The sequence below is a fragment of the Cupriavidus sp. a3 genome, assembly GCF_051015765.1.
Taxonomy (GTDB): Bacteria; Pseudomonadota; Gammaproteobacteria; order Burkholderiales; family Burkholderiaceae; genus Cupriavidus; species Cupriavidus oxalaticus_A.
In genome coordinates, this window is record NZ_CP170643.1 from 995,524 (window position 1) to 1,017,900 (window position 22,377).

Below are 22,377 nucleotides of genomic sequence, written 5' to 3' on the forward strand. Positions count from 1 at the left end.
GGCGCGCGGCGCGCGCCCGTTTTGCCGCTCCCGCCCGCGCGGGAGCGACGTGGCGGCGATCAGACCGCCAGCAGTTCCACTTCAAACAGCAGCGTCGCGTTCGGCGGAATCACGCCGCCAGCGCCGCGCGCACCGTAGCCGAGGTCGGCCGGGATCACCAGGCGGCGCACGCCGCCGACCTTCATGCCCTGCACGCCTTCGTCCCAGCCGCGGATCACGTGGCCGGCGCCCAGCGGGAACACGAACGGGTCATTGCGGTCCTTGCTCGAATCGAACTTGCGGCCGGCCTGGCCGTTCTCGTACAGCCAGCCGGTGTAGTGCACGGTGACGTGCTTGCCGGCGGTGGCTTCGGCGCCGGAGCCGACGGTGGTGTCTTCGTATTGCAGGCCAGAGGGCGTGGTTTGCATGGTGATTTCCTTCCGATGAAAACTGGCAGGGACCAGTCGAGGTGAATCGGGAGCGCGGCGGTGGCCGCCTCGTTCAATCCTGGGCGCGCTGCAGCACGTCCAGTCGCAGTTGCACGTTGCGGTCGTCGTCGGCGACCCAGATATCGCCGTCCTGGATCGTCACCGACAGGCGCATCGCGCGCTGCGCCAGCGCGGCGAGCGCGTCGACCGCTTCTGTCGGGACATTGTAGACGGTGACGTTGCGCAGCTTGCCGGCCTTGCCCGCCATGCCCTTCCACCACTCGCGCGCGCTGGCGCCGCTGTAGGTGTACACGGTCACGCGCTCGGCGCGGGCGGCGGCGCGCTTCAGGCGCGCTTCGTCGGGCTGGCCCAGCTCGACCCAGTGGGCGATATCGCCGGTCAGGCGCTTGTCCCACAGGTCGGGCTCGTCGGGCTCATCCAGGCCGCGGGTGAAGGCCAGCGACTCGGTGGCTTCGCAGGCGAAGGCGAGCACGCGCACCATCATGCGCGCGTCATTCTCGGACGGATGCTGGGCGATGGTGAGGCTGTGGCTGCCGTAGTAGGGCCGGTCCATGTCGGAGACGGCCAGCTCGGCTTTGAAGATGGTGGACTTGAGCGCCATGAAGTGAGGTGTGCGGCTGCGTCCGGGCGCGGTGGCGCGGTACGCGAAAGGCCGCATCATACGCGATTCGGCGGCGCCGCCGTATGCGCGTGGGCAGGGCAAGGTGGGCCAGCCGGCACAAATGGCCGGCCAGGGACGCGGCTGGGGAACGACCTCAGCGCTTGCGGTATTCCTTCAGGTAGAAGCGCAGCAGCGCCGACAGCAGCAGCTTGGCCAGGAAGCCGGCTGCCACCACCAGCGCCTGGCCGGCATCGGTATCGAGCTGGCCGGCCACACCGAGGCGGAACAGCCAGGTGCCGACCATCATCGCCAGGAACGGCATCAGCAGGGCGCCGCGGCCGTAGGTGCGCACCGCCCACAGCGGGAAGCGGCGCAGGAATTCGCCCGGAATGCTGCACAGCAGGCAGGCGCCAGCGGCGGCCAGGGCGGCTGCGACGATGTCGCCGGAATGGATCTCGAACATGGTCTCTGTCTCGCGTTGCCGCACACGCGGCGGCGTGGCAGGGATTGAGCAAAGCGCTGATTCTACAAGAGAAAACTGCGCCGGAGGTGACGCGTTGGGCTAGCGCGCGGGGCTGGCCGCCGGCGATGCCTCTATCGCCACCTGAAGCGTCACGATGTCGCCCGCATCGGGCAGGAAGCGGGTCATGCCGAAGGCACTGCGCGGCACTTCGGCGCGGAAGTCGCCGCCGCACACCTGCCGCGCCACGCCGAACATCGTGACCTCGCCGCAGCGGAAGCGCTCGGCCTGCAGCCGCACCGGGTGGGTGACGCCGTGCAGGCTCAACTCGCCCTCTACCGCCACAAGCCGGCCGCCGTCGCTGATAAAGCGATCGGCACGCAGCCGCGCCACGGGAAACTGCGCGATATCGAAGAACTGTGCCGAGCGCAGCACGCCGTCGAGCGTGCGGTTGCCGGTGTCGACCGAGGCCAGGTCGACGGTCACGTCGACCGCGCCTGCACCGCTGTCGGCATCATAGACGATGCGGCCGTCAATCTTGCCGAAGCGCCCGCGCACCGAGCTGCGCTCGAAATGGCTGGCGCCGAAATAGACGGTGGTGTGGACCGGGTCGAGCGTGTATTCCACCGGTGCAGCGCCGGCGCCGGCGCTGCCCAGCATGGCGATCGCAACGGCTGCCAGCAGGCGTACGGCTGCCGACATGGCTAGTGCACGAACACCGGCAGCAGGAAAATCCCCACCACCGACAGGTACCCGATGGTCCAGCACAGCGTGCGCAGCGTGGCCCGGTCGGTCAGGTAGCACACGGTGTAGAGGATGCGGGTGAGGATGAAGACCATCGACAGTTCGTCGATGCGCGCCTGCGGCGCTTGCAGGAAGCTGGCGGTGAGCACCGCCGCGGCAAAGAAGGGGAAGGCCTCAAAATGGTTGCGGTGCGCCAGGTCGGCGCGCCGCGCGCGCCCGGTCTGCTTGTCGAGCCAGCCGCGCGGGTCATGGTTGTCGAAGCCGGGCGCGCTGGCCTTGGCGATGGCTACCGTGGCGAGCGGCAGCACGCCGGCCAGCAAGACGCACCAGAACGCGATCGGCATGGTTTCGGTCCTTTCCGTTGCAGTGCCGCCGCCGCAGCAGCCGGGGCGGCCGCTGCGGCCGGTAGCGCAGTCAGGCGGCGACCACGCGGATCTCGATGCCCGCCAGGCCCACCACCTGCCCGGCGCGAATCTTCGCAGTCTTGCGCGATTCGGGCGCGCCGTCCACCGAGACTTCGCCGGCGGCGACCAGCGCCTTGCCGGCGCCGCCGCTGTCGCACACGCCAGCCAGCTTGAGCAGGTCGTTAAGGGCGATGAACTCGCCCTCGAGCGGGAAGGTGATGGTCTGCACCGGAGTTGCCTTGCCCATCACTTGCCCCAGCTGTCCTTCAACCCGACGATGCGGTTGAAGACCGGCTTGCCCGGCTGAGAATCATTGCGGTCGGCAACGAAGTAGCCGTGGCGCTCGAACTGGAACCGGTCTTCCGGCTGCGCCTCGCGCAGGCCCGGCTCCAGGTAGGCTGTGACCACCTTCTTGGAATCGGGATTGAGCGCGTCCAGGAAGTTCTTGCCGCCGGCGTCCGGGTTGGGGTCGTTGAACAGGCGGTCATACAGGCGCACCTCGGCCTCGTAGCCGTGCGCGGCGCTGACCCAGTGGATCACGCCCTTGACCTTGACGCTGTCGGCGCCCGGCGTGCCGCTCTTGGTATCGGGCAGGTAGTTGGCATGCACGGCGACGACGTTGCCGTCGGCGTCCTTGTCCACGCCGGTGCACTCGACCACGTAACCGTATTTCAGGCGCACCTTGTTGCCCGGGAACAGGCGGAAATAGCCCTTGGGCGGGGTCTCGTTGAAGTCCTCGCGCTCGATCCACAGTTCGCGCGACAGCGGGAACACGCGCTTGCCCAGTTCCGGCTTCTTCGGATGGACCGGGGCCGAGCATTCCTCGCTCTGGCCTTCGGGGTAGTTGTCGATGACCAGCTTGAGCGGGTCCAGCACGGCCACGCCGCGCGCGGCCCGGCCGTCCAGGTCGTCGCGCACCGCGCCTTCGAGCGTGCTCATGTCGATCCAGCTGTCGGCCTTGGCCACGCCGACGCGGTCGCAGAACAGCTGGATCGATTCCGGCGTATAGCCGCGGCGGCGCACGCCGACCAGCGTGGGCATGCGCGGGTCGTCCCAGCCGTCGACACGGTTCTCGTCGACCAGCTGCTTGAGCCTGCGCTTGCTGGTGATGGCGTAGGTCAGGTTCAGGCGCGCGAACTCATACTGGTGCGGCAGCGGGTCGCGGAACACGCCGGCGTCACGCAGGTGCTCCAGCACCCAGTCATACAGCGGGCGGTTGTTCTCGAACTCCAGCGTGCACAGCGAGTGCGAGATATTCTCCAGCGCGTCCGAGATGCAGTGGGTGAAGTCGTACATCGGATAGATGCACCACTTGTCGCCCGTGCGGTGGTGATGCGCGTGGCGGATGCGGTAGAGCACCGGGTCGCGCATCACGATGTTGGGCGCGGTCATGTCGATCTTGGCGCGCAGCACGTGCTCGCCGTCGCCGTACTTGTCGGCGCGCATGTCGCGGAACAGCTGCAGGTTTTCCTCGACGGTGCGGTCGCGGTAGGGCGAGGGCTTGCCCGGCTCGGAGAAGTTGCCGCGGCTGGCGGCGATCTGTTCGGCCGACTGGCTGTCCACGTAGGCGGCGCCGCGCTCGATCAGCGTCTCGGCAAAGGCGTAGAGCTGGTCGAAGTAGTCGCTGGCGTAGTACAGGTGCGGCTGCTTCTGGCCGTCCTTGCCTTCGCTGTCCCAGGAGAAGCCGAGCCAGTGCACGGCGTCGATGATCGAATCGACGTATTCGGTGTCTTCCTTGACCGGGTTGGTGTCGTCGAAGCGCAGGTGGCAGCGGCCGCCATAGTCGCGCGCCAGCCCGAAGTTCAGGCAGATGCTCTTGGCATGGCCGATATGCAGATAGCCGTTGGGCTCCGGCGGAAAGCGGGTGATGACGGTCGGCAGCGGCTCGCCTTGCTTGTCCTGGCGGCCGGCATAGGTGCCGGCGGCGAGGTCCTGGTCGATGATGCTCCGCAGGAAGTTGGAGGCGGCTGGGGTGCTGTCGGTAGGCTTGTTGTCGTGGCTCATGGTGGCGCCGGTTGGCCGGCCGGATGGATCGACGGGTTGGATCGATACGGTGGCCGGTCGGGTCGTCAGATTGCGTGGCGGAATGCCAATACCGGGATTTTACCGTGCCGGCGGCGCCGCACGCGGTGAGCATCGGCTCATTTATGGTTTGTCGGTTGCCGGCGCCGGTTGGCCGCACCGAAAGTGACGCGTCGGAGTAGCATGGAGACCCGTGCCGGCCGGCCACGGCCGCCAGTCCTTCACCGCAGCAGGAACGCCCATGAACGCCCACACCGATGCGGCACAAGTGCCGCCCATGCCCCACGATGTCGTTGCCGCGCTGTGGCGCGATGCCGGCCTGCCCGCGGAGGCGCTGGCCCATCTGCGCCTGGACGGCGCCGAGCCGGTGCTGCCTTCAAGCTTTGCCGTGGGGACCGCGGCGCAGGCCAGCCTGGCCGCGTCGGCGCTGGCCGCCGCCACGCTGTGGCAGGGCCGCAGCGGCCGCTGGCAGGACGTCAGCGTCGACATGCGCCACGCGATCACCGAGTTCCGCAGCGAGCGCTACCTGCGCGTCGACGGCGGTCCCGCGCCGGAGCTGTGGGACAAGATTGCCGGCACCTACCGCTGCGGCGACGGCCGCTGGGTCCGGCTGCACACCAATTTCCCGCATCACCGCGATGGCGTGCTGCGCCTGCTGGGCTGCGCCTATGACAAGGCGGCGGTGCAGGCGGCGCTGGAAAAGTGGGAAGCCGAAACGTTCGAAACCGCCGCGTCCGACGCCGGCCTGGTGGTCGCTGCGCTGCGCAGCTTCGACGAATGGGACCGCCATCCGCAGGCCGCGGCGCTGCGCGGCCTGCCGCCGGTGACGCTCGAGCGCATCGGCGATGCGCCGCCACAGCCATGGCCGGCGCCAACGTCTGCCGATGCGCGGCCGCTGTCGGGGGTGCGCGTGCTCGACTTCACCCGCATCATCGCCGGCCCGGTCGCCGGGCGCACGCTGGCCGCGCATGGCGCGGACGTGCTGCTGGTAACCTCCGCGCACCTGCCGTCGATCGCGCCACTGGTGATCGACACCGGCCGCGGCAAGCGCAGCTGCCAGCTCGACCTGCGCGACCCTGATGACAAGCGCACGCTGCACAAGCTGCTCCACGGTGCCGACGTGATGGTGCAGGGCTACCGGCCCGGCGGCCTGGCCGAGCTGGGCGTGGGCGCGGAAGCCGCGGCGCGGGCGCGGCCGGGCATCGTCTACGTGTCGCTGAGCGCGTATGGCCACGTGGGGCCGTGGGCGCACAAGCGCGGCTTCGATTCGCTGGTGCAGACCGCCACCGGCTTCAACCACGCCGAGGCCGAAGCGGCCGGCAGCGACACGCCGCGGCCATTGCCGGCGCAGGTGCTGGATCATGCCGCGGGCTACCTGCTGGCATTCGGCGCGATGGCCGCGCTGCACCGGCGCGCGCTGGAAGGCGGCAGCTGGCACGTGCGCGTGTCGCTGGCCCAGGTGGGGCAGTGGCTGCGCGGGCTGGGGCGGGTGCCGCAAGGGCTGAAGGCGCCCGAGCAGAAGATCGACGATGTCGCCGACCTGCTCGAAGCGGTGCCGTCCGGCTTCGGCATGCTGACCGTGGTGCGCCACGCGGCGCTGCTGTCCGGGACGCCGGCGCGCTGGACGCTGCCGTCCGAGCCGCTCGGCACGCACGCGCCGGAGTGGCTGCCGCGCTAGTACAGAGTATTACGCTGCCGTTCGGGCAGCTCGCGGTCATAGGCGGCGCCGTCGATGGCGTTCTCGCTCAGCGTGGCCAGGATCTTGCCGTTGCTCGGCAGCGTCTGCCGTGCGACCTGCGCGTCCGCGGACCACAGGCGCGAGCGGATCAGCGCGCGGGCGCACTGGAAGAACACCGACTGCACCGTGATCACGAGCACCGTGGTCGGCGCCTTGCCGTCGACCACGCAGCGCGCGATCAACGCCGGGTCGACGCTGATCTGCGCGGTGCCGTTGACACGGATGGTCTCGTTGACGCCGGGGATTACGAACAGCAGGCCGACGCGCGGATCGGCCACGATATTGCGCAGGCTGTCGATGCGGTTGTTGCCGCGCCGGTCGGGCAGCAGCAGCGTGCGCTCGTCCAGCACCTGCACGAAACCGGGCATGTCGCCGCGCGGCGAGCATTCGGCCCAGTCGTCGGCGACGGTCGACAGCAGGCAGAACGGTGCGGCCTCGATAAAGGCGCGGTAATGCGGGTGCAGGTAGTCGACTTCCTTGGACAGCGAAGGTGCCGCGGGCTGGGCGTAGAGCGCTTCCAGTTCGGCCAGGGAGGTGATGGCGTGCGAGGTCATGGCGGGGCGGGGCGGTTGGCGGGGCAAGCGACAATGTAGCGCAGCCGGCGGCGCTGCGCAGGGCGGTCAGAGTGTCACGGTGCCGCGGCCAATCTCCAGCACGCGGCCGCCCACGCGGATCGCGCCGTCCGGGCCGACCGACAAGCGCAGCCGGCACGGGCGGCCGACGGCCTCGCCCTGGTCGATGATGTATTCCGCCGGCAGCGCGCGGCTGGTGGCGAGCAGCCAGCCACCGAGGTTGGCGCAGGCCGAGCCCGTGCCCGGATCCTCGGCCACGCCGCCGCCCTGCTTGGCGAAGAAATAGCGCGACAGCACGCGGCCAGGCTGTTCGGGATCGAAGGCGAACACGTACGCGGTCTTGCGGCCCAGGCTGCTCTGCGGCCAGATGTCGAGCCGCGCGCTGTCGGGATTGGCGCGTCCCACGGCATCGGTGCTGTTCACGGCCACCAGCAACTGGTCGGCGCCGGTGTCGACCCACATCGGCGACACCAGCAGGTCGCTCTCCTGCAGGCCGAGCAGGCTTGCCATCCCGGCATCGGGCAGGCCGGCCGGGGCGGTCTTCGGCATGCCGCTGTGCGGTGCGGTGAAAGTCCACACATCGCCCTGCGCCGTCACCGGGACCACGCCGGCGAGGAACTCGAGCGTCAGCGTGTCGCCGGTGCCGGCCAGTTCGCGCACCACGTGCGCGGTGCCCAGCGTGGGGTGACCGGCGAAACGCATCTCATGGCCGGGCGTGAAGATGCGCACACGCGCGCTGGCATTGTCCGACGGCAGAATAAAGGTGGTTTCCGACAGGTTGAACTGCAGCGCGAGCGCCTGCATGGTGGCCTCGTCCAGGCCGCGCGCGTCTTCGAACACGCACAGGGGATTGCCGCCGAAGGTAGATTCGGCGAAGACGTTGAGCAGGCGGAAGGCGTAGGTGGGCATGGTGCGGGCTCCGGAAGCATCCGAGCAGTGTACGGAGGCGGAGTCGGTGCGCCATGCACAGTTGGCGGGGTTGTGGGCGGGCCAGTTGCGGGGTTTGCTCCCCTCTCCCGCGTGCGGGAGAGGGAGAACACCTTGCTTAGGCTAGCTCGGGCGGCTTGGGTGCACCCAAAACCGTTGGCTTCGTTGGTGGCTCAGAACCCCACCGCCTGCCCGTCGCGCCGGCTGTCGCTGGCGGCCACGTACCCTTGCTCCGGATCGTCCGACAGGCGCCAGATAAACTGGCCCGAGCCAAAGTCCATGTACGGGTCTTCCACCGACTTCAACTGGTGCCCGCGCGCCTTCAGCCCTGCGACCGTGGCCGGGTCCATGGTGCCTTCCACGTCCAGCGTGAAATCGCGGTTGACCTTCCAGCGGGGCGCGCAGCATGCGGCCTGCGGCTGCTGGTTGTAGTCCAGCATGCGCACCACCGTCTGCAGGTGGCCCTGCGGCTGCATGTCGCCGCCCATCACGCCGAAGCTCATCACCGGATGGCCGTTTTTCGTCAGGAAGGCCGGGATGATGGTGTGGAACGGGCGCTTGCCGCCGGCCACGGCGTTGGCGGACCTGGGATCCATCGAGAAGCCCACGCCGCGGTTCTGCAGGCTGATGCCGGTGCCCGGCACCACCACGCCAGAGCCGAAGCCCATGTAGTTCGACTGGATGAACGAGACCATCATGCCGCTCTCGTCGGCGGCGGTCAGGTAGATGGTGCCGCCCACCTTGGGCATGCCGAAGTTGAAATGCGTGGCGCGCTGCATGTCGATCAGCCTGGCGCGCGATTTCAGGTACGCGTCATCCAGCATCTGTTCCGGCGTGACTTCCATGCTGCGCGGGTCGGCCACGTAGCGGTACAGGTCGGCGAAGGCCAGCTTCATCGCTTCGATCTGCAGGTGCTGCGAATCGACGGAGTCGACCGGGATCGAGGCCATGTCGAACTGGCTGAGGATGCCCAGCGCCACCAGCGCGGCAATGCCCTGGCCGTTGGGCGGGATCTCGTGCAGTTCGTAGCCGCGGTAGGCCTTGCTGATCGGCTTGACCCAGTCGGGGCGATAGTTGCGCAGGTCGTCAAGCGTCATCGCGCCGCCGCACTGCTTGCTGAAGGCGGCGATCTTCTCGGCGATCTCGCCTTCGTAGTAGGCGCGGCCGCGGGTCTCGCCAATCTTGCGCAGCGTCTCGGCGGCAGCCTTCATGGTGAACTTCTCGCCGACCAGCGGCGCGCGGCCATTGGGCATGAAGGTCTCGGCGTAGCCCGGCTGGTCCTTCAGCTCGGGCACAGCGGCGGCCCACTTGTGCGCCACCACGGGCGGCACGGCGTAGCCACGCTCGGCGATCTCGATCGCCGGCTCCATCAGGTCGGCGAACGGCAGCTTGCCGAAGCGCTCGTGCATCGCCGCCCAGCCGGCGATCACGCCGGGCACGGTGACCGAGTCCCAGCCGCGGATCGGGCGGTTGGCCAGGCCGTTGGCGTCGGTGCCGTACTTGTTCCTGAAGTACTCCGGGTTCCAGGCGGCCGGGGCCACGCCGGAGGAGTTCAGGCCATGCAGCTCCTTGCCGTCCCACAGGATGGCGAAGGCATCGCTGCCCAGGCCGCACGATACCGGCTCGACGATGGTGATCGCGGCCGCCGCGGCGATGGCCGCATCGACGGCATTGCCGCCCTTGAGCAGCATGCGCAGGCCGGCCTGCGCAGCCAGCGGGTGCGAGGTGGACACCACGTTGCGCGCAAACAGCGGGATGCGCACGGAGGGGTAGGGGTTGGTCCAGTTGAAGTTCTGCATGGCTTTGTCTGTCGTTTCAGGAAGCGGCCGGGCCGTGGTGGGCGCCGGCAGCGTTGGCACTCGCGGTGCCGTTATTCTGCCGTGATCTTGCGATCCCTGATCAGCTTGCCCCAGCGGGCGCTGTCCTTCTTCACCATGGCGGCAAACTGCGCCGGCGTGCCGCCGACCGGCTCGGCGCCCAGCTTGCCCAGGCGTTCCCTGACCTCGGGCGACTGGATGGCCTTGTTGAACTCGGCATTCAGGCGATTGACGATGTCCGCCGGCATCCCCTTGGGCCCGTAGATGCCGAACCACGTATCCGACTCAAAGCCGGGCAGGCCCGACTCGCTGGCCGTGGGGATCTCCGGTGCCAGCGGCGAGCGCCTGGCGCTGGTCACCGCCAGCGCCTTGAGCTTGCCGTCCTTCACATGCGGCAGCCCCGAGACGATGCTGTCGAACAGCACCTGCACCTTGCCCGAGATCAGGTCGGGCACGGCCAGCGCGGTGCCGCGGTAGGGGATATGGGTGATGAACACGCCGGCCTGCGCCTTGAACGCCTCGGCGGTCAGGTGCACCACGGTGCCATTGCCGCTGGAGGCGTAGTTGAGTTCGCCGGGATGCTTCTTGGCGTAGTCGACCAGCTCGCGCACGTTCTTCACCGGCAGGCTGTTCGGCACCACCAGCACGTTGGTGGCGACCGCCACCTGGCCGATCGGGGTGAAGTCGGTCTCGGTGTTGTACGGCAGGCGGGTGTTGATGTACGGGCCGATCGAGTGCGTGCTGGTGGTCGCGATCAGCAGCGTGTAGCCGTCCGGCGCGGCCTTGGCCGCCATGTCGGAACCGATCGCGCCGCCGGCGCCCGGGCGGTTGTCCACCACGATCTGCTGGCCGATGTCGGTGCCCACCTTCTGGGCGATGGCGCGCGCCAGCAGGTCGGTCGCGCCGCTTGCCGGGAAGGGCACGATCAGGCGGATCGGCTTGCCGGGATAGTTGTCGGCCAGTGCGGGCGTGGTGGCCAGGCACATGCCACAGGCAGCGGCGATGCCGGCGAGGCGCAGCCAGGATTTCATGCTTGTCTCCGGAGTCAGGCTTGGGGCGGGCATACAGCGGGCAAGGATTGATGAGCCCGCTTAATTATTCCGTGCCGCCGGTCACAAAGAAAGCTAATATTTCTTTCCAATGTCACAAGGAAAATTTAAGTATCGACGCAGCTTTGCAGCATTGCGCACGGGCACCGATGAGCACTATCCGATTCCTTCGTACCTTCGTTTCCGTAGCCGACCAGGGCTCCTTTGCCGCAGCCGCCGGCCAGGTGGCCCTGACCCAGGCCGCTGTCAGCCTGCAGATGCGCGCGCTCGAAAGCGAACTGCGGCGTGAATTGTTCGACCGCAACGGCCGCGTCGCGGTGCTCAATGCCGATGGCCGCGCGCTGTTGCCGCAGGCGCGGCGCCTGCTCGCCCTGTACGAAGAGATGCGGCTGCCGCTGGCATCGGACCAGGCCATGGCCGGTGCCGTGGCCGTGGGCGCGGTGGTGTCGGTGATGGGCGGCCTGTCGCACGCGGTGGCCCGCATGAAGCGCACCTACCCGGCGCTCGACGTGCGCCTGGTCGGCGCCAAGTCGATCGAGCTGGCGGCACAGGTCGAGGCCGGCGAGCTCGACGCGGCGATCCTGGTGGAAGGCGCCACGCGGATCCCCGGCACGCTGCGCTGGACGCCGCTGTACCAGGAGCCGCTGGTGGCGATCGCCGCACGCGGCAGCCCCGGCCGCGATGCGCGCGAGGCGCTTGCCGGGAATCCTTACCTGCGCTTCGACCGCAGCCAGCGCACCGGCGTGCTGGTCGAGCGCGCGCTGCGCCGCGCGCACCTGAAGGTCAACGAGTTCCTCGAGCTGAACGCCATCGAGGCGCTGGTCGAGCTGGTGCGCCAGGAGGTGGGCGTGACCGTAGTGCCGCTGCTGCGGCGCGCGCGCTGGCACGACGACGAGGCGCTGCGCATCCTGCCTCTGCTGGTCAACGGCGAGCCGGTCATGCGCCACATCGGCATGCTCGAGCGGCGCGACCACGGGCGCGGGCAGGTAACGGCGGCGGTGCGGGCGGCATGCAGCGAACTGTTTGGCGCCTGAGTGGCACCAGAAGCCGGTCGCCATGGCGCCATAAGCGCGGTCTATCGGCCAGATAGACAGAATCGCATTCTCCTCGGGCCGAGCTGTGCATATATTTTGGTTGCGGACAGCCGCTGCGGAAGTCAGACAGCGCGGCTTCGCCCTGCGCGCGCCCCGATCGTCACGCCGGTGCGCGCCCGCGCGCGTCCGCGCACCGGCGGCAACCAGCCGGCTTGCGTTGCAAGAACGTCCGGCGAGTCGTGCCGGAGCGGGAATCTTCGAAGTCAGACAGCTATTCGGGCAATAACAGCAATCGAGCGACCGCTGACGCCATCGCGGCAGGCGTATGCAGTACGTCCCCCTAAGGAGAGAACGTATGTCTAACGAAGCAAAGTGTCCCTTCACGCATACCGCCGGCGGCGGTACGACCAATCGCGAGTGGTGGCCAAAGCAATTGCGGCTGGACCTGCTCAGCCAGCATTCCGGCAAGTCCAACCCGCTGGGCCCGGACTTCAACTACCGTAAAGCGTTCAAGGACCTGGACCTGGCCGCGGTGAAAAAGGACCTGGCGGCGCTGATGACCGACTCGCAGGACTGGTGGCCGGCGGACTTCGGCCACTATGGCCCGCTGTTCATCCGCATGGCCTGGCACGCCGCCGGCACCTATCGCATCGGCGACGGCCGCGGCGGCGCAGGGCGCGGCCAGCAGCGTTTCGCGCCGCTCAACAGCTGGCCGGACAACGTCAGCCTGGACAAGGCGCGCCGGCTGCTATGGCCGATCAAGCAGAAGTACGGCCAGAACATCTCGTGGGCCGACCTGCTGGTGCTGACCGGCAACGTCGCGCTGGAGACCATGGGCTTCAAGACCTTCGGTTTCGGCGGTGGCCGCGAAGATACCTGGGAGCCTGACGGCGACGTGTACTGGGGCGACGAAAAGACCTGGCTCGGCGGCGACCTCCGCTACGGCAAGGGTGCCGCGGGCAAGTACGACGACGCCGGCGTGCTGGTTGCCGACGAGGACATGCATGGCGTCGAGGCCAGCCGCACCGACCACGGCCGCCACCTGGAAAACCCGCTGGCAGCCGTGCAGATGGGCCTGATCTACGTGAACCCGGAAGGGCCGGAAGGCACCCCGGACCCGCTTGCCGCGGCGCACGATATCCGCGAGACTTTCGCGCGCATGGCCATGAACGACGAGGAAACCGTTGCGCTGATCGCCGGCGGGCATGCCTTCGGCAAGACGCACGGTGCCGGACCGGCGGACAACGTCGGCGCTGAACCGGAAGGCGCGGATCTCGAGCTCCAGGGCCTGGGCTGGTCGAGCAGCTTCCGCACCGGCAGGGGCGCCGATACCATCACCAGCGGGCTGGAGGTGACCTGGAGCAAGACGCCGACGCAATGGGGCAACAGCTACCTGGAAAACCTGTTCGGCCATGACTGGGAACTGACCAAGAGCCCTGCCGGCGCCAACCAGTGGGTGGCCAAGAATGGCGGCGAGACCATCCCGCATGCGTACGATCCGTCCAAGAAGCTGCGGCCGACGATGCTGACCACCGACCTGTCGCTGCGCTTCGACCCCGAGTACGAGAAGATCTCGCGGCGCTTCCTGGAGCATCCCGACCAGCTTGCCGACGCCTTCGCCCGCGCGTGGTTCAAGCTGACCCATCGCGACATGGGTCCGCGCGCGCGTTACCTGGGCCCGGAAGTCCCGCAGGAAGATCTGCTCTGGCAGGACCCGGTGCCGAAGGTTGACCATCCGCTGGTCAACGACCAGGATGTCGCCGCGCTCAAGCAGAAGGTGCTGGCTTCGGGCCTGCCGCTGTCGCAACTGGTGCAGACCGCGTGGGCGTCGGCATCGAGCTTCCGCGGTTCGGACAAGCGGGGCGGCGCCAATGGTGCGCGCATCCGGCTGGCGCCGCAGAAGGACTGGGCCGTGAATGAGCCCGGACAACTGGGCAAGGTGCTCAAGGTCCTCGAAGGGATCCAGGCCGAATTCAATGGCGCGCAATCCGGCGGCAAGAAGATCTCGCTGGCCGACCTGATCGTGCTGGCCGGCGGCGCGGCCATCGAGCAGGCGGCGCAGAAGGCGGGGCACAAGGTCACCGTGCCGTTCTCGCCGGGCCGCACCGATGCGTCGCAGGAACAGACCGACGTGGACGTAATGGCCGCGCTCGAGCCGAAGGCGGACGGGTTCCGCAACTTCGTCAAGGCGAAATACAGCATCCCGCCGGAGCACCTGCTGGTCGACAAGGCGCAGCTGCTGACGCTGACCGTGCCCGAGATGACGGTGCTGATCGGCGGCCTGCGCGTGCTGAACGTGCATACCGGATCCGATGCGCATGGCGTCCTGACTGACCGCCCGGAAACGCTGACCAACGACTTCTTCCGCAACCTGCTCGACATGCGTCTGGAATGGAAGCCGCTGTCGGACGAGCGCGAGTTGTTCGAAGGGCGCGACCGCAAGACCGGCGACAAGAAGTGGACCGGCACGCGTGTCGACCTGGTGTTCGGCTCGAACTCGCAGTTGCGCGCGCTCAGCGAAGTCTATGCCAGCGAGGATGCGCAGGAAAAATTCGTCAGGGATTTCGTCGCGGCCTGGGCCAAGGTGATGAACCTCGACCGCTTCGACCTGCTGGATTGACGCCTGCCGTTTGAGCGGCAGCTCGGCCCCCGTCACGGTGTCATGCCGTGGCAGGGGCCGGGCATGCGCGTCGTCATCAAGAGCAGCGCGCAAAAAAACGGCCGGCATGCGCCGGCCGCCAGATTGCTGACGTATGGCTTTGCCCTACATCATCCTGTGCGCGAAGTGCCCGCGCTTTGCATCGGCCATCAGTTCCATGAACTGGTCGGTGCTCATGTGCACCAGTTCCTGGTGGTCGCCCGCTTCGAAATAGACGTCGGCGTGCGTCAGCAGGCTGTCGTCCAGCCAGGTCTGCGTGCCATACGCCATGCCGACCGGCGGGATCGCGCCATGGTCGCAGTCCCTGAACACTTCGCGCACGCCATCCTCGTGCGCCAGCGACAGGTTGCGTCCGGTCTGCTCGCGGATCTCGGCAAGTTTCAAATGGTGCGTGGAAGGAATCACCGCGGCGACATAGCCGCTGTCGTCTTCCAGCAGGACGGTCTTGGCCAGGCGGTCTCCGGGAATGTGTGCAGCGTGTGCAGTGGCCATGCTGCTCAGGCTGTAGGGGTGCCGAACGGTGTCGAACTGGCTGTGCTTGGTGCTCAGGCATTTCGCCAGCGTATTAGCCATGGTCATGATCTCAAACCTCCGACGCGCTCATCGCGACAGTTGTCCGGGTGCTAATACTATAGGTCGCTGCGGGCCCGGCGGAGGCGTGTCACCGTGTCAATTCCCGGCAACAAAAAAAGGGCACCTCGCGGTGCCCCCAGTGTTGCATTGCGAGCCGGCCCGCAGGCCGGCGGCAAGTCCTGCTTATTCTTCCTGGAACGCTTCTTCGCGCTTGGCCTTGATCGAAGGCAGCGCCACGATCACCACCAGTACCGCGGCTGCGATCAGCAGGCCCATCGACAGCGGACGCGTCACGAACACGCTAAAGTCACCACGCGACAGCAGCAGCGAGCGGCGGAAGTTTTCTTCCATCATCGGCCCCAGCACGAAGCCGAGCAGCAGCGGAGCGGGTTCGCAGCGCAGCTTGATGAACAGATAGCCGATCACGCCGAAAGCCGCGGTCTGGAACACATCGAACGTGGTGTTCTGGACCGAGTACACGCCAATGCAGCAGAACGTCAGGATGGCCGGGTACAGGTAGCGGTAAGGCACCTTCAGCAGCTTCACCCAGATGCCGATCAGCGGCAGGTTCAGCACGATCAGCATCAGGTTGCCGATCCACATCGAGGCGATCAGGCCCCAGAACAGCGCCGGGTTGCTGGTCATCACCTGCGGGCCGGGCTGGATGTTGTGGATGGTCATCGCACCCACCATCAGCGCCATCACCGCGTTGGGCGGAATGCCCAGCGTCAGCAGCGGGATGAAGGAGGTCTGCGAAGCCGCGTTGTTGGCCGATTCCGGACCGGCCACGCCTTCGATCGCGCCCTTGCCGAATTCCTGCGGGTACTTGGAGGTCTTCTTCTCCAGCGAGTACGCCGCGAACGAAGCCAGCGAGGCACCGCCGCCCGGCAGGATGCCCAGCGCTGAGCCCAGCGCCGTGCCGCGCAGCACGGCCGGAATCATGCGCTTGAAGTCTTCCTTGGTCGGGAACAGGTTGGTGATGTGGTCGGTGAAGGTCTCGCGCTGCTCCTTCTGCTCCAGGTTGGCGATGATTTCAGCAAAGCCGAAGATACCCATTGCCACCGAGACGAAGTTCAGGCCGTCGGTCAGTTCCGGCACGTCGAACGAGAAGCGCGCTGCGCCCGAGTTCACGTCGGTACCCACCAGGCCCAGCAGCAGGCCCAGAACGATCATGGCGATCGCCTTGACCAGCGAGCCCGAGGCCAGCACCACGGCGCCGATCAGGCCCAGCACCATCAGCGAGAAGTACTCGGCGGGGCCGAACTTGAAGGCCAGTTCCGACAGCGGCGCGGCGAACGCGGCCAGGATCATGGTGGCCACGCAGCCGGCGAAGAACGAGCCCAGGCCGGCGGTGGCAAGCGCCACCCCCGCTCGCCCTCGTCTTGCCATCTGGTAGCCGTCGATGGTTGTCACCACCGAGGACGATTCACCCGGCAGGTTCACCAGGATGGCGGTGGTCGAGCCGCCGTACTGGGCGCCGTAGTAGATGCCGGCCAGCATGATCAGCGCGGCCACCGGCGGCAGCGTGTAGGTCACCGGCAGCAGCATGGCGATGGTGGCCAGCGGCCCCAGGCCCGGCAGCACGCCGATCAGGGTGCCCAGCACGCAGCCCAGGAAGGCGTACGCCAGGTTCTGGAAGGTCAGGGCGGTGGAGAAGCCCAGGCCCAGGTTAGTGAGTAGTTCCATGTTGGCGGCCTCCTTAGCTTGCCAGGAAAGCCGGCCACACCGGCATCTGCAGGTTGATGCCGTACACGAACGCGCCCAGGCTGATCAGCACCAGGATGATGGCGTTCAGGATGGCACCCTTCCAGCTGAATTCGTGGCTGGCCATCGACGACACCAGCACCAGCACCAGCACCGACAGCACCATGCCCAGCGGCTTGAGCAGCAGGCCGAACAGCACCACCGAGCCCAGAATCCACAGCAGCGTCTTGATATCCCAGCGGGCCAGCTGGTCTTCCTCAGCCTTGGAAGACAGCGAGCCCCACAGCACCAGCACGCCCAGCAGGGCAAGCACGATGCCGAGCCAGAACGGGAAGTATCCGGGTCCCATTTTTGCGGCGGTTCCCATGGAATAGCCGCGTGCGACCCAGGAAAAGCCGAATCCGACCAGGATGAACATCAGGCCGGAGGCGAAGTCCTTTTGGCTACGTATGCGCAAAGTGAATCTCCTCGAAAAGACGCTTGAAATCTGCGGTTGACCCTTTGTTGCCCTGCATCAATGCGGTCTGCAACGAAGGGCCCTCCTGCGGGCAGGGTGGAAGTTAAGGGGGCGACCTTTCAGCTACCTTTCAGATGTCTGCAAACAGGGTCATGGTTCGGGTATCCCCTAGTGAGATGGCGCTTAAAAGGCGCCTGGCCGGTCCGCAAAGCCAGTCTGGACGCGGGCTGGCGGGTGGGGCGGCGAGAGGCGCTGCGCTATCATCCCGGGCATCTGTACTGCAGTCTCCGGGGGCGCCGGCCTGAAAGCCCTGTAAGGTTTGAAAGGTTCCGGCAAGGACCCATACGTGACGCAAGGAGCAGCTTGGAGAGCATCGACCACGTCATCCTGATCGGTGGCATCGTGATGTCGCTGGGCATCGTGCTGGGGGCGTTCTCGGCACGCTTCGGCGTGCCGTTCCTGCTGGTGTTCCTGGCAGTCGGCATGCTGGCCGGCGTGGACGGACCCGGCGGCATCCGCTTCAACGACACCTGGCTCAGCTTCCTGGTCGGCAACCTGGCGCTGGCGGTGATCCTGCTCGACGGCGGCCTGCGCACGCGCTTCGCCACCTTCCGGGTTGCGCTCAAGCCGTCGCTGTCGCTGGCGACCGTGGGCGTGCTGGTGACGGCCGGGCTGGTGGGCGTGTTCGCGGCGTGGCTGCTCGGTATCGACTGGCGGCTCGGGCTGCTGCTCGGCGCCATCGTCGGCTCGACCGATGCGGCGGCGGTTTTCTCGATGCTTCACAGCAGCGGCATCCGCCTCAAGGACCGGGTCGCGAGCGTGCTGGAGATCGAGTCGGGTATCAACGACCCGATGGCGATTTTCCTGACCCTGACGCTGATCGAATGGGTCACCGCACCCGGCGGGCTGACGCCGCTGGGGTTGGTGATGAGCCTGCTGGTGCAGTTCGGCGTGGGCGGTGTGCTTGGGCTGGCGCTGGGATACTGCCTGGCCCGTGTGCTGGAGCGCATCCACGTGGCCGAAGGCCTGCAGGCGATCCTGCTGTGCGCAGGCGGGGCCATGGTGTTCGCGCTGGTGCAGACCGCCGGCGGCAGCGGCTTCCTGGCGGTGTACCTGACCGGCATGCTGATCGGCAACCGCGAGCGCGCGGTCACCGCCGACGTCATGCGCGCGATGGACGGCATGGCCTGGCTGGCGCAGTCGGCAATGTTCCTGCTGCTGGGCCTGCTGGTGGCGCCGCATCGGATCCTGGAAGTGGCCGGGCCCGCGGTGGCGGTCGCCGCGTTCCTGATGCTGGTGGCGCGCCCGGTGGCGGTGTGGGTGGCGCTGCTGCCGTTCCGCTTCAATGCGCGCGAGAAGGGCTTTATCGCGTGGATGGGCCTGCGCGGCGCGGTGCCGATCGTGCTGGCGCTGTTCCCGCTGCTGCGCCAGGCGCCCGAGGCCGGCTTGCTGTTCCGCATCGCCTTTGCCGTGGTGCTGGCCAGCCTGCTGTTCCAGGGCACCACCGTATCGGTCGCGGCGCGGCTGGCGCGCGTGCGCCGGCCCGGCTATCCGGAGCCGGTGGCGCGTTCGCGGCTGCGCGGCACGCGCGCGCCGATCCTGGAGGTGATGCAGTTCTGCGTGGGGCCCAACGCGCCGGTGGAAAACGTGCGCGCCGACCAGCTCGAACTGCCGCCGCGCAGCCGCCTGCTGACGGTGGCGCGCGACGACGCGCTGGCCGAACCGAATCAGACCGTACTGCGCGCTGGCGATGCGGTTAGCGTGCTGGCACCGGCGACAACGCTGCCGAGGCTCTCGCTGTTGTTCCAGAGCCCTGGGCGCGCGCCCACCTGGGAGGAGGTCTCGCACGATTTCCTGCTGTCCGGCGATGCGCCGTTGGGCGACGTGGCGGCCATTTACGGCACGCGCGCGCTGACGCCGGAGGAAGAAGCGTTATCGCTGGAAGCGGCGATGCTGCGGGTGTTCACCTCGCCGCCGGTGGAGGGCGACAGCGTCGAGATCGCGGGGGTGCCACTGACGGTGACGCGGATGGAGGGGGCGAAGATCCTGCAGGTGGGATTGCTGCTGCCGCGGCTGGAGGGGGATTCCGGCGGGAAGCTGTGGGTGAGGCGGCGCAGGGAGGAAGCGGGCCGCGAGCGCGCTTGATTTGCGTTGGTTTGCTCCCCCCTCCCGCCTGCGGGAGAGGGAGAACACCTTGCTTGGGCTAGCTCGCGCGGCTTGGGAGCACCCAAAGCCGTTGGTCCTGCGATGGTTTGGACTTCAGTCCACCTTCGCCCCCGACACCTTGACGATCTGCGCATACTTCTTCAGTTCCTTCTGCACCAACGCCCCAAACTGCTCGGGCGTGGTCGGCGCCGGCTGTGCGCCGATCCGGGCCAGGCGCGCCTTCATGTCGTCCGTCTTCAGGATCGCTACGATCTCGTGGTTCAGCTTGTCCACGATTTCTCGCGGCGTATTGGCCGGAGCGAACACGCCGAACCACGTCGAGATATCGAAGCCTTCCAGCCCCAGCCCCTTGCCGGCCTCGGCAATGGTCGGCAGTTCGGGGAACGCCGCCGCGCGGCTGGCGGTGGTCACGGCGAAGGCCTTGAGCTTGCCCGCCTTGATATTGGCCGATGCCGAAGCCAGGTTGTCGAAGATCAGGTCGGTCTGGCCCGACAGCACCGACAGCTGCGCGGGCGACGCGCCGTTGTAGGGGATATGGACCATGCTGATCTTCGCCATGCTCTTGAACAGCTCGCCCGACAGGTGCCCGGCGCTGCCGTTGCCACCCGAGGCGTAGTCCAGCTTGCCCGGGTTCTTGCGCGCGTAGGCGACCAGGTCGCGCACGTTGTTGATGTGCAGGTCGGCGGCCTTGCCGGGGTGCATCACCAGCACGTTGGGCACGTCGGCGACCAGCGTGATCGGCGCGAAGTCCTTGACCGGGTCGTACGGCATCTTGCTGAACAGCGTCGGGTTGATGGCATGCGTGGCCACCGCGCCCATGACGATGGTGTAGCCGTCGGCCGGCTGCTTGGCGACGTAGTCCGCGCCCAGGTTGCCGCCGGCGCCCGGCTTGTTCTCCACCACCACGGGCTGGCCCAGGCTGTCGCGCAGCTTGTCGCCGATGGCGCGCGCCACGGTGTCGAGCGGGCCGCCGGCGGGATAGGGCACCACGAAGCGGACGGGCTTGGCGGGGTAGGCGGTGGTGGCCGCGGCGGCGGCGGCGGGCATCAGCGCCGCGGTCAGCGCGGCGGCAAACAGTTTCTTCAGCATGTTGCGGATGACAGAGGGATTGGGATTCTTAGCGGGCCCCGATGCCGCGCGCCATCATCACGGCGCACAGCGGCAGCAGGATCACCAGGTGCGATTCGATCATGACCCAGCGCCGCGCCGCCTTGATCTCGGACGGCGGCGGCACGTAATCGGGCAGCCTGCGCGCCTGCTTGCGCCAGCGCGCGATGGCAAAGGTCGGCGGCAGCGAGCACAGCGCGATCAGCACGAACACGCCCATCTTGGCGTGGAACCACGGATTGTGCAGGTAGAAGTCGACGCCCTTGGCGCCGTAGAACAGGCGCAGCAGGCCGGTCCCCAGCGCCAGCATCGCCGACAGGAAATAGAACAGGTCATACAGCGACAGGCGCCGCACGGTGGCCGGGGTCAGGTCCGGGCGCAGTGCCACGGCCTCGGCGGCCATCAGCGTGATCAGGACAAAGATCGCAAGGAAATGCAGGAAGGCCAGGATGGCGTCGGTCAGCATGGGTTCTCCTTTGCTTTGCGCAGGCCCGCGCGGGGGGCGCGGGCCCGTGGAAAGTACTTCAGTGGGAACTGAACTTCCGGAAAGCACCTGCGGCAGGGCAGGCCTGGCCTGCCGCGGTCAGGAGGAGAATCTTACAGCACACCTTTTGCGCGAAGTGCGGCGATCTGCCCGGCGCTGTAGCCCAGGGTCTCGCCCAGCACCGTGTCGGTGTGCTCGCCCAGCAGCGGCGGGTGGCGCAGCGCCTGCGGTGGCGTCACGCTCATCTTGATCGGGCTGCCGACCAGCTTGACCTCGCCCGCGCTGGGGTGGGGCAGGTCCACGCGCAGGCCGCGCGCCTTGACCTGGTCGTCCTCGAACACGTCGTCGAGCGTGTTGATCGGGCCGCACGGCACGCCCGCGGCTTCCAGGTCGCGGATCCACTGCGCGCGGGTGCGCGGGCGCACCATCTCGGCCAGGATCGGCACCAGCACGTCGCGGTTGGCCACGCGCTGCGGGTTTTTGGCAAAGCGCGGGTCGTCGGCCAGCTCTGGCCGGCCGCCGTCGGTGACGAACTTGCGGAACTGCCCGTCGTTGCCCACCGCGACGATGATCCAGCCGTCGGCGGCCTGGAAGGTCTGGTAGGGGACGATGTTGGGGTGCGCATTGCCCCAGCGGCGCGGCGCCTCGCCGCTGGCCAGGTAGTTGGTGTTCATGTTGGCGAGCATGGCCACCTGCACGTCGAGCAGCGCCATGTCGATGTACTGGCCCTCGCCGGTGCGGTCGCGGTGGGCGAGTGCCGCCAGCACCGCGATGGTGGCGTACTGGCCCGTCATCAGGTCGGAAATCGCCACGCCGGCCTTCTGCGGGCCGCCGCCGGGCAGGTCGTCGCGCTCGCCGGTCAGGCTCATGAAGCCGCCCATGCCCTGGATGATGAAGTCATAGCCGGGGCGCGCGGCGTACGGGCCGGTCTGGCCGAAGCCGGTGACAGAGCAGTAGATCAGGTCGGGCTTGACCTGCTTCAGGGAGTCGTAGTCCAGGCCATATTTCTTCAACTGGCCGACCTTGTAGTTCTCCAGCACCACGTCGCTCTGCGCGGCGAGGTCGCGCACGATCTGCTGGCCCTCGGGCGTGCTGATGTCGCAGGTGACCGAGCGCTTGTTGCGGTTGGCGGCCAGGTAGTAGGCGGCCTCGGCGGTGTCGCGGCCGTCTTCGTCCTTGAGCCAGGGCGGGCCCCAGGTGCGGGTGTCGTCGCCGGCGCCGGGGCGCTCGATCTTGATCACATCGGCGCCGAAGTCGGCAAGGTTCTGGGCGCACCAGGGACCGGCGAGGACGCGGGTCAGGTCGAGGACGCGGAGATGGCTTAAGGCTCCCATGGCGGTAGAAGAAATTCTGAGGTGATGCGGGGAAGGATCGGAAAACCGGCTGCCGGCGCCGCGGCGCGCAATGGCCGGCGCGGGGTGCCTGCACTGT

General features: G+C 67.9%; 21 protein-coding genes. 4 read left to right on the forward strand and 17 right to left on the reverse strand.

Features of this window, described 5'->3' with window-relative positions; genetic code table 11:
- Positions 1-59 precede the first annotated feature (59 nt).
- The 7 genes from ACAD63_RS04715 to ACAD63_RS04745 all read right to left on the reverse strand — a co-directional run bounded on the left by ACAD63_RS04715 (position 60) and on the right by ACAD63_RS04745 (position 4,641).
- The gene (locus tag ACAD63_RS04715) at positions 60-407 is read right to left on the reverse strand and encodes an FKBP-type peptidyl-prolyl cis-trans isomerase (protein ID WP_018008195.1); all 348 of its coding nucleotides are present in this window, start codon (positions 405-407) and stop codon (positions 60-62) included.
- Between the two features lie 73 nt (positions 408-480).
- Complete coding sequence (locus ACAD63_RS04720) at positions 481-1,029, reverse strand: YaeQ family protein (protein ID WP_195427359.1); 549 nt, start codon at positions 1,027-1,029, stop codon at positions 481-483.
- Positions 1,030-1,183: 154 nt separating this feature from the next.
- Positions 1,184-1,492, reverse strand: a complete 309-nt coding sequence (locus tag ACAD63_RS04725; RefSeq protein ID WP_434033503.1) for a hypothetical protein — start codon at positions 1,490-1,492, stop codon at positions 1,184-1,186.
- Between the two features lie 99 nt (positions 1,493-1,591).
- Complete coding sequence (locus tag ACAD63_RS04730; RefSeq protein WP_135705671.1) at positions 1,592-2,191, reverse strand: YceI family protein; 600 nt, start codon at positions 2,189-2,191, stop codon at positions 1,592-1,594.
- Positions 2,192-2,193: 2 nt separating this feature from the next.
- The gene (locus ACAD63_RS04735) at positions 2,194-2,577 is read right to left on the reverse strand and encodes an MAPEG family protein (protein ID WP_133097389.1); all 384 of its coding nucleotides are present in this window, start codon (positions 2,575-2,577) and stop codon (positions 2,194-2,196) included.
- A gap of 70 nt (positions 2,578-2,647) precedes the next feature.
- The gene (locus ACAD63_RS04740; RefSeq protein WP_029045503.1) at positions 2,648-2,884 is read right to left on the reverse strand and encodes an RNA-binding S4 domain-containing protein; all 237 of its coding nucleotides are present in this window, start codon (positions 2,882-2,884) and stop codon (positions 2,648-2,650) included.
- The gene (locus tag ACAD63_RS04745) at positions 2,884-4,641 is read right to left on the reverse strand and encodes a glutamine--tRNA ligase/YqeY domain fusion protein (protein WP_135705670.1); all 1,758 of its coding nucleotides are present in this window, start codon (positions 4,639-4,641) and stop codon (positions 2,884-2,886) included. Before ACAD63_RS04745 ends, ACAD63_RS04740 begins: the two co-directional genes overlap by 1 nt.
- Positions 4,642-4,900: 259 nt before the next feature.
- Between ACAD63_RS04745 and ACAD63_RS04750 the strand changes: the two genes are divergently transcribed.
- The gene (locus tag ACAD63_RS04750; protein WP_135705668.1) at positions 4,901-6,337 is read left to right on the forward strand and encodes a CoA transferase; all 1,437 of its coding nucleotides are present in this window, start codon (positions 4,901-4,903) and stop codon (positions 6,335-6,337) included.
- On the opposite strand, the gene ACAD63_RS04755 is transcribed toward ACAD63_RS04750, so the two are convergent.
- The 4 genes from ACAD63_RS04755 to ACAD63_RS04770 form a co-directional block, all read right to left on the reverse strand.
- Positions 6,334-6,951, reverse strand: a complete 618-nt coding sequence (locus ACAD63_RS04755) for a pyridoxamine 5'-phosphate oxidase family protein (RefSeq protein ID WP_434033504.1) — start codon at positions 6,949-6,951, stop codon at positions 6,334-6,336. The two genes, ACAD63_RS04750 and ACAD63_RS04755, sit on opposite strands and share 4 nt — an antisense overlap.
- Positions 6,952-7,017: 66 nt before the next feature.
- Complete coding sequence (locus tag ACAD63_RS04760; RefSeq protein ID WP_135705666.1) at positions 7,018-7,878, reverse strand: PhzF family phenazine biosynthesis protein; 861 nt, start codon at positions 7,876-7,878, stop codon at positions 7,018-7,020.
- 191 nt (positions 7,879-8,069) lie between these two features.
- The gene (gene ggt / locus ACAD63_RS04765; protein ID WP_133097394.1) at positions 8,070-9,695 is read right to left on the reverse strand and encodes a gamma-glutamyltransferase; all 1,626 of its coding nucleotides are present in this window, start codon (positions 9,693-9,695) and stop codon (positions 8,070-8,072) included.
- Positions 9,696-9,766: 71 nt separating this feature from the next.
- A complete protein-coding gene (locus ACAD63_RS04770; protein ID WP_434033505.1) occupies positions 9,767-10,744 on the reverse strand; it encodes a Bug family tripartite tricarboxylate transporter substrate binding protein in 978 nt (325 codons plus the stop codon).
- Positions 10,745-10,911: 167 nt separating this feature from the next.
- On the opposite strand from ACAD63_RS04770, the gene ACAD63_RS04775 reads away from it, so the two are divergent.
- Both ACAD63_RS04775 and katG read left to right on the forward strand, forming a co-directional pair.
- Entirely contained in the window at positions 10,912-11,796 is an 885-nt protein-coding gene (locus tag ACAD63_RS04775; protein WP_135705664.1) for a LysR substrate-binding domain-containing protein, read from the forward strand.
- A gap of 355 nt (positions 11,797-12,151) precedes the next feature.
- The gene (gene katG / locus ACAD63_RS04780) at positions 12,152-14,416 is read left to right on the forward strand and encodes a catalase/peroxidase HPI (protein WP_434033506.1); all 2,265 of its coding nucleotides are present in this window, start codon (positions 12,152-12,154) and stop codon (positions 14,414-14,416) included.
- Positions 14,417-14,560: 144 nt separating this feature from the next.
- Here the strand turns inward: katG and ACAD63_RS04785 are convergent, their stop codons facing one another.
- The 3 genes from ACAD63_RS04785 to ACAD63_RS04795 form a co-directional block, all read right to left on the reverse strand.
- Positions 14,561-15,034, reverse strand: a complete 474-nt coding sequence (locus ACAD63_RS04785) for an aminoacyl-tRNA deacylase (protein ID WP_135705662.1) — start codon at positions 15,032-15,034, stop codon at positions 14,561-14,563.
- 177 nt (positions 15,035-15,211) lie between these two features.
- Complete coding sequence (locus ACAD63_RS04790) at positions 15,212-16,714, reverse strand: tripartite tricarboxylate transporter permease (RefSeq protein ID WP_116320835.1); 1,503 nt, start codon at positions 16,712-16,714, stop codon at positions 15,212-15,214.
- 13 nt (positions 16,715-16,727) lie between these two features.
- A complete protein-coding gene (locus tag ACAD63_RS04795) occupies positions 16,728-17,189 on the reverse strand; it encodes a tripartite tricarboxylate transporter TctB family protein (RefSeq protein WP_029045514.1) in 462 nt (153 codons plus the stop codon).
- A gap of 363 nt (positions 17,190-17,552) precedes the next feature.
- On the opposite strand from ACAD63_RS04795, the gene ACAD63_RS04800 reads away from it, so the two are divergent.
- Positions 17,553-19,334, forward strand: a complete 1,782-nt coding sequence (locus tag ACAD63_RS04800; RefSeq protein ID WP_135705661.1) for a potassium/proton antiporter — start codon at positions 17,553-17,555, stop codon at positions 19,332-19,334.
- Positions 19,335-19,448: 114 nt separating this feature from the next.
- Here the strand turns inward: ACAD63_RS04800 and ACAD63_RS04805 are convergent, their stop codons facing one another.
- The 3 genes from ACAD63_RS04805 to ACAD63_RS04815 all read right to left on the reverse strand — a co-directional run bounded on the left by ACAD63_RS04805 (position 19,449) and on the right by ACAD63_RS04815 (position 22,280).
- Positions 19,449-20,444 carry a tripartite tricarboxylate transporter substrate binding protein gene (locus ACAD63_RS04805; RefSeq protein WP_135705660.1) on the reverse strand — a complete coding sequence of 332 codons (996 nt, stop codon included), beginning with the start codon at positions 20,442-20,444 and terminating at the stop codon, positions 19,449-19,451.
- 28 nt (positions 20,445-20,472) lie between these two features.
- Complete coding sequence (locus tag ACAD63_RS04810) at positions 20,473-20,928, reverse strand: DUF2214 family protein (protein WP_133097402.1); 456 nt, start codon at positions 20,926-20,928, stop codon at positions 20,473-20,475.
- Between the two features lie 131 nt (positions 20,929-21,059).
- Complete coding sequence (locus ACAD63_RS04815; RefSeq protein WP_135705658.1) at positions 21,060-22,280, reverse strand: CaiB/BaiF CoA transferase family protein; 1,221 nt, start codon at positions 22,278-22,280, stop codon at positions 21,060-21,062.
- Positions 22,281-22,377: the final 97 nt, after the last annotated feature.